Source organism: Streptomyces sp. CBMA29 (assembly GCF_014596445.1).
GTDB lineage: Bacteria > Actinomycetota > Actinomycetes > Streptomycetales > Streptomycetaceae > Actinacidiphila.
This window is the reverse complement of the sequence record NZ_MECL01000121.1, coordinates 1-8,989: the sequence shown is the minus strand read 5'-3', so window position 1 is coordinate 8,989 and position 8,989 is coordinate 1. Positions and strand designations below refer to the sequence as shown.

At 71.8% G+C, this 8,989-nt stretch carries 9 protein-coding genes and 1 pseudogene; 7 read left to right on the top strand and 3 right to left on the bottom strand.

Annotation, left to right across the window (positions count from 1 at the left end):
• Nucleotides 1-565: 565 nt before the first annotated feature.
• Nucleotides 566-1,072, top strand: a complete 507-nt coding sequence (locus tag BGM09_RS17030) for a GNAT family N-acetyltransferase (RefSeq protein WP_188282455.1) — start codon at nt 566-568, stop codon at nt 1,070-1,072.
• A gap of 29 nt (nt 1,073-1,101) precedes the next feature.
• Here the strand turns inward: BGM09_RS17030 and BGM09_RS17025 are convergent, their stop codons facing one another.
• Nucleotides 1,102-1,650: a hypothetical protein gene (locus BGM09_RS17025; protein ID WP_411158322.1), complete on the bottom strand. Its 549-nt coding sequence runs from the start codon at nt 1,648-1,650 to the stop codon at nt 1,102-1,104.
• Complete coding sequence (locus tag BGM09_RS17020; protein WP_188282454.1) at nt 1,643-2,011, bottom strand: hypothetical protein; 369 nt, start codon at nt 2,009-2,011, stop codon at nt 1,643-1,645. Before BGM09_RS17020 ends, BGM09_RS17025 begins: the two co-directional genes overlap by 8 nt.
• Nucleotides 2,012-2,441: 430 nt before the next feature.
• Here BGM09_RS17020 and BGM09_RS17015 point away from each other — a divergent pair, with 430 nt between their 5' ends.
• From BGM09_RS17015 to BGM09_RS17005, 3 genes are all read left to right on the top strand, one after another.
• The gene (locus BGM09_RS17015; RefSeq protein ID WP_188282453.1) at nt 2,442-3,491 is read left to right on the top strand and encodes a methionine ABC transporter ATP-binding protein; all 1,050 of its coding nucleotides are present in this window, start codon (nt 2,442-2,444) and stop codon (nt 3,489-3,491) included.
• Nucleotides 3,488-4,198 carry a methionine ABC transporter permease gene (locus tag BGM09_RS17010; RefSeq protein WP_188282452.1) on the top strand — a complete coding sequence of 237 codons (711 nt, stop codon included), beginning with the start codon at nt 3,488-3,490 and terminating at the stop codon, nt 4,196-4,198. Before BGM09_RS17015 ends, BGM09_RS17010 begins: the two co-directional genes overlap by 4 nt.
• Before the next feature lie 106 nt (nt 4,199-4,304).
• Nucleotides 4,305-5,150: a MetQ/NlpA family ABC transporter substrate-binding protein gene (locus BGM09_RS17005; RefSeq protein ID WP_188282451.1), complete on the top strand. Its 846-nt coding sequence runs from the start codon at nt 4,305-4,307 to the stop codon at nt 5,148-5,150.
• A 50-nt stretch (nt 5,151-5,200) separates the two neighbouring features.
• On the opposite strand, the gene BGM09_RS17000 is transcribed toward BGM09_RS17005, so the two are convergent.
• Nucleotides 5,201-5,986 carry a class I SAM-dependent methyltransferase gene (locus BGM09_RS17000; protein WP_188282450.1) on the bottom strand — a complete coding sequence of 262 codons (786 nt, stop codon included), beginning with the start codon at nt 5,984-5,986 and terminating at the stop codon, nt 5,201-5,203.
• Between the two features lie 187 nt (nt 5,987-6,173).
• Here BGM09_RS17000 and BGM09_RS16995 point away from each other — a divergent pair, with 187 nt between their 5' ends.
• The 3 genes and pseudogenes from BGM09_RS16995 to BGM09_RS16985 form a co-directional block, all read left to right on the top strand.
• On the top strand, nt 6,174-6,830 hold the full coding sequence (locus BGM09_RS16995) for a GNAT family N-acetyltransferase (protein WP_188282449.1): 657 nt from the start codon (nt 6,174-6,176) through the stop codon (nt 6,828-6,830).
• 169 nt (nt 6,831-6,999) lie between these two features.
• On the top strand, nt 7,000-8,223 hold the full coding sequence (cbiE, locus tag BGM09_RS16990; RefSeq protein ID WP_188282448.1) for a precorrin-6y C5,15-methyltransferase (decarboxylating) subunit CbiE: 1,224 nt from the start codon (nt 7,000-7,002) through the stop codon (nt 8,221-8,223).
• A 294-nt stretch (nt 8,224-8,517) separates the two neighbouring features.
• Nucleotides 8,518-8,989, top strand: a pseudogene (locus BGM09_RS16985) (5,6-dimethylbenzimidazole synthase); the annotation flags it as partial.

Genomic DNA, 8,989 nt, shown 5'->3' with positions numbered 1-8,989 from the left:
GTGCGCCGCGCGGTCCGCGCCGAGGCCCGCGCCCACGCCCGCCGGATCCGCAGCGAGCGCCCGTACGAGGACCCGGACGCCGCGGGCCCGCCCGCGCGGGTGCGAGGGGTCGAGGAGTTGGTGCTGGCGGCGGAGCAACACCGTACGGTCCAGGCCGCGGTACGGCGGCTGCCCGGCCGCTGTCCGCAGGTCGTCACGGCCCTGATGTCCCGTTCCGACCCCACTTACCGGGAAATCTCCCGCGAGTTGGGAATCTCACAGGGCAGCATCGGACCGCTGAGGTCGCGCTGTCTCGGCTGTCTTCGGACGATCCTGAATTCGAGGGTTGGATCCCCGGTGAGACGGGGTAATGCACGGTAAACAGTCGGCGGCAGTGGGCACCCTTGGCACGCCCGTACGAGACTGAACTGGGTGGGGCGCAGGCGGTACCCCACCGAAGGGTTTGTGCGATCATCGGCGCCACGGAGGCGGCGCATATCCGCACCAACTCCGTTCAGGCACTCGTTCCGGGCGCATACCTCACCCTCAAACTGCCCGGACGGATTCGAAGGGGAGGCCTGCGCGCATGGGCATGAGCGTGACCATCTCTACGGCGGAGCACTCGGACGCCGAGAAGATCCTCAAACTCCAGTACCTCTGCTACCAGAGCGAGGCGGAGCTGTACGGCGACTACAGCATCGAACCTCTCACCCAGACCCTGGACGAGCTGCGTGCCGAACTCGCCGGGGGGTGCGTCCTGGTGGCGCGCCTGGGCGACGAGGTCGTCGGCTCGGTACGCGGAGTCGTCGACGACGACGGCACCGCGCGGATCGGGAAACTGATCGTCCACCCGCGACTTCAACGACACGGCCTCGGCGGACGGCTGCTCAACGCCGTCGAGGAGCGACTGGCGGCCGAGGAGGAGGCCAAGCGCTACCGGCTCTTCACCGGCCACCGCAGCCAGGTCAATCTGCGGATGTACCGCAAGCTCGGTTACGAGCAGGTGGGCGTCGCGGAGCCGGTCAGCCGTCGGCTGAGCCTGGTGACCATGGAGAAGGCCGCCGCCACGGCGGGCTACGCGGCCACCGCCTGAGCCGCGTTCCACGGCGCCCGGCGTACGGATCAGGCCCCGGACCCGGTCTGCTGTTCCTGTGGCCGCCCCGCCTCGCGGGCGGCACGCCGCAGCCACAGCAGACCGGCCACGGGGAGGGCCAGCGGCAGGAAGAGGTAGCCGATCCCGAAGTCGGACCAGACGGTCGCGTCGGGGAAGGCCGAGGAGTCCACGACCGTCAGGGTGCCCACCGCGATCACGCCGGCCAGCTCGGCCGAGCAGCACACCAGCGCCACCTTGCGGGCCGCCTCGCCGCCCTTCCACAGCGCGACGGTGATCACCGCGTAGACCACGCCCGCGACGCCCGACAGGACGTACGCCAGCGGCGCGTCGTGGTACTTGGTCGCGATCTGCACGACCGACCGGGACAGCGCCGCGACGGTGAAGACCGCGTAGAGCGAGAGCAGCAGCCGGCCGGGACCCTGGCCGATCCGCGTCCCCGGCGCGTCCTGGGCCGCCTCGGCCGCGGCGCCGTCCCCCGTGTCCTTCATACCGTCCGTGCCCTTCGTCAGCGTCTTCGTCCGTGCCTGTGCGCGGGTCGCGCGTGTGCCGTCAGCCATGGCCGGCTCCCCAGATCTCGTTGAGCCGCAGTTCGAGCACGGCCAGCACCACACCGCCGGCCGCCACGATCGCCGAACCCCAACGCGTCCGCTCGGCAAGGGACATGAAGGCCGCCGCCGGGATCGTCACGGCCGCGCCCAGCAGATACGGGAGGAAGACCGCCATCCCGTGCTGCGGCCGTTCGCCGCGGGCGAGCTGCACGATCGCGATCACGAGCTGCACCAGCGCGCCCGCGGTGACCACGGCCATCGCGACGAAGTGCCAGTCGTTCGTCGGCTGGTCACGGTACGCGGCGAAACCGCACCACGCCGCGAGCAGCAGCGCCGTGACCGAGACCGTGATGAGGACCGCGTCGAGCATGCGGCGACTCTATTACGGGGCGTGACGCCCGGATCTCCCACCCCTGCCCGCCCGGCCGCCCACCGGGACGGCCTCGGTGAGTGTGTCCGCATAATGAACAATCGGACCGGATTTCGGAACGCGGCCACCCGTCTGGTTTACTGGAACGCATGACCACGACGAACAGCCGCTGCCGCGCGACCGAGGCGATCACGCCCGGTGTTCGTTGTGCGTGTCGAATGTGTGACTGACCGAGGGCCCAGCCAGCTCCCTGCCTCGCGCCCCGAAGCGAGTGCCCCGCGTCACGCACCGGCGCAGCGCCCACGGCGCCGCCGAAACCCTCTGAGGCCCGCCGCCCTTTTCCGCCGCGCCGCCGCGTGCCGCGTCCCGAGAAGAACGCCCCGTGCGCGGTGGTACGTCCGCCGCGCGCTCGACCCCGATGGACGCTCCTGTGATCACCACCACCGACCTGAGAAAGGTCTACCGCTCGCGCGACCGTGAGGTCACCGCCCTGGACGGGGTGGACCTGCGGGTACGCGAAGGCGAGGTCTACGGCGTCGTCGGCCGCAGCGGCGCGGGCAAGAGCACCCTGATCCGCTGCGTGAACCTGCTGGAGCGCCCTACCTCGGGCACCGTCGAGGTGGCGGGCCGCGACCTGACCGCGCTGGCCGGACGCTCCGACCGCGCCCCCGCCGCCCTGCGCGCCGCCCGCGCCGGGATCGGCATGGTCTTCCAGCACTTCAATCTGCTCTCCTCGCGCACCGTGCAGGACAACGTCGAACTCCCGCTGGAGATCCTGGGGATCTCCGGCCGCCAGCGGGCCCGCAAGGCCGGTGAACTCCTCGACCTGGTCGGCCTGTCCGACAAGGCCCGCGCCTACCCCGCGCAGTTGTCCGGCGGCCAGAAGCAGCGCGTCGGCATCGCCCGCGCCCTGGCGGGCGACCCCAAGGTGCTGCTCTCCGACGAGGCCACCTCGGCGCTCGACCCGGAGACCACCCGGTCCGTGCTGCGGCTGCTGCGCGACCTCAACCGGCAGCTCGGCCTGACCGTCCTGCTGATCACCCACGAGATGGACGTCGTCAAGCAGGTCTGCGACTCGGCGGCACTCATGAAAGGCGGACGCGTAGTGGAGTCAGGCACCGTGGCCGAACTGCTGGCCACCCCCGGTTCCGAACTGGCCGACGAGCTGTTCCCCGTGGACGGTGACGCGTCGGGCCCCGACCGTACGGTGGTCGACCTCACCTTCCACGGCGACAGCGCGACCCGGCCGGTGATCTCCCGGCTCGCGCGCACGTACAACGTGGACATCTCCATCCTCGGCGCGGCCATGGAGACCTACGACGGACGGCAGATCGGCCGGATGCGGATCGAGCTGCCGGGACGCTTCGAGGACAACGTGGTGCCGATCGGCTACCTGCGCGAGCAGGGCCTGGACGTCGCCGTCGTCGCCGCGGCCGAGCCGGTCACGGTGGCGCCGAGGGGCCGGGAGACGGCGAAGTGACCTGGTCCGAGATGCACCCGCTGCTCACGCAGGCGGGTGGCGAGACGCTGCGCATGGTCGCCTGGGCCACGGTCATATCGGTGGCCGCCGGGCTGCCGACCGGTGTCCTGCTGGTGCTCACCGACCGGGGCGGCCTGCTGCGCTGTCTGCCCGTGAACCGCGTCCTCGGCGTCGTCGTGAACATCGGCAGGTCACTGCCGTTCGTGATCCTGATGATCGCCCTGATGTCCTTCACCCGGGCGATCGTCGGCACCACCATCGGCTGGGAGGCGGCCGTCGTCCCGCTGGCCGTCGGCGCGATCCCGTTCTTCGCCCGGCTGGTCGAGACGGCGGTCCGCGAGGTGGACCACGGCCTGGTGGAGGCCGTCCAGGCGATGGGCGGCAGTACGTGGACGGTGGTCCGCAAGGTGCTGCTGCCGGAGTCGCTCGCGTCACTGATCGCCGGCGCCACCACCACCGTCATCGCGCTGATCGGCTACTCCGCGATGGCCGGGGTGGTCGGCGGCGGCGGGCTCGGCGACCTCGCGCTGCGCTACGGCTACCAGCGCTTCGAGACCGGCTTCATGTGGGTGATCGTCGCCGTGCTGGTCGTCGTGGTCACCCTCGTCCAGCTCGCCGGGGACTTCGCCGCCCGCACCGTCTCCCGCCGCGGCCGGTCCGGCGCGGCCCCCCGGCTGCGGCTGCTGCGCACGTCGGCAGCCTCCTGACCGCCTGACGCTCTCGTCCCGACTCGCTTCCCTCCCGCTGGCACCGCAGCGTCGCGGCGCCGTACCACCCAGCACGACCCGGAACAACCAGAAAGAGGCACTTTTCGTGCGAAAGAACACCACCGTCACCGCCGCAGTCCTCGCCGCCGCCGCGCTCTCGCTCGGCCTCACCGCCTGCGGCTCCGACTCCACGGCGGGCGCCAAGGACACGAGCGGCCCGCTCGTGGTCGCGGCCAGCCCCACCCCGCACGCGCAGATCCTCGACTACGTCAGGGACCACCTGGCGAAGAAGGCCGGACTCGACCTCCAGGTCAAGGAGTTCTCCGACTACGTGCTGCCCAACACCGCCACCGAACAGGGCGAGGTCGGCGCGAACTTCTTCCAGCACAAGCCCTACCTGGACGACTTCAACAAGAAGAACGGCACCCACATCGTGCCCGTCGTCAACGTCGAGCTGGAACCGCTGGGCCTCTACTCCCACAAGATCACGTCGATCGGCGCGCTCAAGGACGGCGCGAGCGTCGCCGTACCGAACGACACGACCAATGAGGCACGCGCGCTGAAGCTGCTCGCCGACAACGGCCTGATCACCCTCAAGGCGGGCACCGACCAGACCGCGACCCCTGCCGACGTCACGGCCAACCCGAAGCACCTGAAGTTCAAGGAGCTGGAGGCCGCCCAGCTCCCGCGCTCCCTGGACGACGTGGACGCGGGCGTGATCAACGGCAACTACGCGATCCAGGCCGATCTCAGCCCGGCCAAGGACGCGCTGGCGCTGGAGAAGGCGGACGGGAACCCGTACGCCAACTTCCTGGCCGTCAAGAAGGGCGATGAGAACGACCCGCGCGTGAAGAAGCTCGCGGAACTGCTCAACTCGCCCGAGGTGAAGCAGTACATCGAGACGACCTTCAAGGGCTCGGTGATACCGGCCTTCGGCGCCCCGGCCGCCTGACCGCCGCCCCAGGGCCCCGCTCCCCCCGGCGAATTCGAGGGCGCGGGGCCTCAGCCGTGCCGCACCCAGTACACGTCCGTCACGTACGGCATCTCGATCGCACCGCTGCTGCGGGTCGCGTGGTGCGCCCCCAGCACCGACTCCAGCTCGGCGCGCACCCGGCCCTGGGCGGTCGCGTCGAGGACGGCGATATGGCTGGACGACATCATCCGGTCGACGATGTCCGCGACCGTCGTGGAGTGCGGATTGGGCCAGTGCCGCTCCTCGATCGCCCCCCAGCCGGGCCGCGACTCGAACGGCTTGCGCCAGCCCGCGTCGCCGAGGCCGGAGGACAGCGGCGGGCGGGGCAGATCGCGCGGCGCCAGCCGGAAGTAGATGTCCTGGAAGTCGCGCATCCACGGCTCCGCGGTGTCGAAGGTGTTCCACACCAGCGCCAGCGCGCCGCCCGGCCGCAGCAGCCGCTCCACCTCGGTCAGCGCGGCCGGCTCCTCGAACCAGTGCCAGGACTGCGCCGCCACCACGGCGTCCGCGCAGCCGTCGGGCAGTCCCGTGGTCTCCGCCGTGCCCGCGTTCACCGCGACCGCGGGCAGCAGCTCGGCGAGCCGCTCCCGCATTTCCCTGACCGGTTCCACCGCGAGCACCTCGGCCCCGGTCAGTGCCAGCAGACGGGTGAACTTGCCGGTGCCCGCGCCGAGATCGACCACGGTACGGCCCGCTTCCAGGGGCAACGCGTCCGCCAGCGCGGCGAGCGCGGCGAGCGGATAGGAGGGCCGGGAGCTCTCGTAGACCTCCGCTGCCCGTTGATAGCCGACTCCTGCTGCGTGGTGCACTGTCACGCGGGCTGACGGTAGCAGGATCGGATGACGTTCACGGATACCCGCCCTGACCGGCATTCGCCCTACTCTGGAAGGGCGTTCGCCGCCGCGCACCCCACACTCCCGCCCCGGCGACCCTGCCCGGCCCATGCCGTGCGGGATGCTGCATGCTGTGCAATCCACACATGCCCTGGTTACGGAGCAGCGAATGACGCCCACCTTTCCGGACATCTCCATCAGTACGGAGCGGCTGGTGCTGCGCGCGTACGAGGAGGCGGACATCCCCGCCCTGGCGGAGATGATGAACGACGAGCTGATCATCGCGTGGACCGGCGTACCGCAGCCGTATTCGGAGGACGACGCCCGCGCGTTCGTCCACAGGACCGCGCCCGCCGAGCGCGAGTCCGGCCGCGGCATCGTCCTGGCCGTCACCGAATTCCTCACCCAGCGGCTGGTCGGCACCGTCCACCTGCACAACACCGACTGGCGGATCCGCGGCAGCGAGGTGGGCTATCTCACCGCCGCCTGGGCGCGCGGCGAGGGATACGCCAGCGAATCGGTGCAGGCCGTCTGCCACTGGCTCTTCACCGACCAGCGCTTCGAGCGGCTCGAACTGCGCACCGCGGCCGACAACACCGCCTCCCAGCAGGTCGCGCAGAAGATCGGCTGCGTCAGCGAGGGGGTGCTGCGCAACGCGGGCATCGTCCGCAGCCAGACCGAGGACGGCCGCTGGGCCGAGATCCGTACCGACCTGCTGGTGTGGAGCATGCTGCCCGAGGACCTGGACGAGGGTCCCGGCCAGGCTTCCGGCGACGGCGGATACGACGCCCACGCCGACTTCAGCGCGTACGCCGACTGGCGCTGAGCGCTCCCGCCCGCCGGCTCCGAGGGACCCGTGGCGGATACGTGCCCCCTCGCCTCGTCCCCGGGCACCCGGGCCCGGATAGTGTTCTCCCCCCGGGACCGGAGCGCGCCACGCCGCCGTGCCATGACCTGGTCCGCAGCGATCCGCACAGCCATGGAGGCAGACGACGATGGCCGACCGGGTCACCGTGATCGGATGGGACGGCTCACCTCCGTCCGACGCGGCCCGCGCCGCACTGAACGCCGCCACCCTGGTAGCGGGCACCAAACACCATCTCGCGCTGTCGCACGTCCCCGAGCACGCCGAGCGGATCGTGCTGGGCAGCATCGAGATCGCCGCCCGCAGGATCGCCAAGCACCGCGGCAGCGCCGTCGTACTCGCCGACGGCGACCCCGGCTTCTTCGGCGTCGTCCGCGCGCTGCGGGCGCCGGAACACGGCCTGGAGATCGAGGTCATCCCCGGCGTCTCCGCCGTCGCCACCGCCTTCGCCCGCGCCGGAATGCCCTGGGACGACGCCCGTGTGGTGGTCGCGCACGGCCGTTCCCTGCGCCGCGCGGTCAACGTCTGCCGCGCCTACCCGAAGGTCGCCGTGCTCACCGCGCCCGGCGCGGGCCCGGTCGAACTCTCCCTGCTGCTCACCGGAGTCCACCGGACCTTCGTCATCTGCGAAGCGCTCGGCACCGAGCAGGAACAGGTGACGGTTCTCACCTCAGACAACGTCGCCGACCACATATGGCGCGATCCGAACGTCGTCCTGGTCGTCGGCAACACCACCTCCGCCGGTTCGGGGGCGGCCGGTCCCGGCGTACCGTCGGCGGAGCGCGGCGGCTGGATCGCCGGGCGTGACCCCGGATTTCCCGGTCCGGTCCGCGGCTGGGCGCTGCCCTCGTCCGAATACGGCGGCGACACCTCGGCGCATCTGCGCGCCTTCCAACTCGCCCGGCTCGGCCCGCGCACCGGCGACCTCGTGTGGGACATCGGCGCCGCGGACGGCGCCGTCGCCGTCGAGGCCGCGCGCTTCGGCGCCGCCGTCATCGCCGTCGACCGGGACGCCGACGCGTGCGACTGGATCACCGCCACCGGCCGCAGGGCCGGGGTCCAACTCCAGGTCGTGCACGGCCCGGCGCCCCAGGTGCTGGACGACCTCCCGGAGCCCGACGCGGTACGGATCGGGTGCGTCGACGCCGAGGTGACCGCCGCCTGCGCGGCCCGCCGCCCGGAGCGGATCGTGACCGGCGCGACCACCCGCGACGAGGCCGAAGCGGTCAGCAGGGCACTGGAGGAAGGCGGTTACGAGGTCGAACGCGCTCTCCTGCAATCCGTCGAACTGGATTCCGAGTGGGCCGAGCGGGAACGCTCGGTGACCTTTGCCCTCTGCGGCACCCGCCGTTGATCCGCGCATGATCAAAAATGCCTGCGTGGAGGGTGTTTCCGCCGGTCGGGGACGTGTGTTGGGGCATCGTACGCGGGGCGTCCCGAGGTGCGGACCACCGGACGGGCCGCCGCGCCGAGCGGGGTAGGCTGGCGGATCGTTGTGCCGTCGTCGTGCGTTGACGGGTCGTCGAGAACCGCGGCGTCCGGCGCTCACGTGCCCGCTGCTCCGCACGCTCGTTCTCTTGCGTGAGGGGGGTCGGGCCGCGCGCGGTGCAGCGCTGGAAGGAGCGAAACCGATGGGCGAGGGGCACGCATGACGGACACCGGTCGGATCCCCGGCGAGGGGCTGCCGGAGAACGCAGTCGGGGAAGCGGTTCGCCAGCCGCACTCCGAGCTTCCCGGCACTGCCGTACCGCAGCCGTCCGCCCCCGGCTGGGGCGCGGAACCGCTTCCCGACGAACAGGGCGCACCCGCGTACACCTACCTCGACCAGCCCGCCGCTCCCGGTGCGGGCATCGACGACGAGGACGACGTGCTGCTCATGCCGGGCCCGCAGGGGTCCTGGAGCGACCCGCAGCCGGTGCCGCCGCAGCCCGTACCGGCCCAGGCCGACGCGCACGAGGCGGGCGGCCGGGACTCCGGCTCCATCGACTACGCGGCGGTGCTCGCGCCGCAGCCGCTCCCGCAGGGCCTGCCGCAGGACGCCCAGCAGGCGGACCAGCAGGGCGGCGAGGCGCTGCCCCCGGTCGTGCCGCCGGTGACCGGGGCCGCGACGCCCGCCGCGG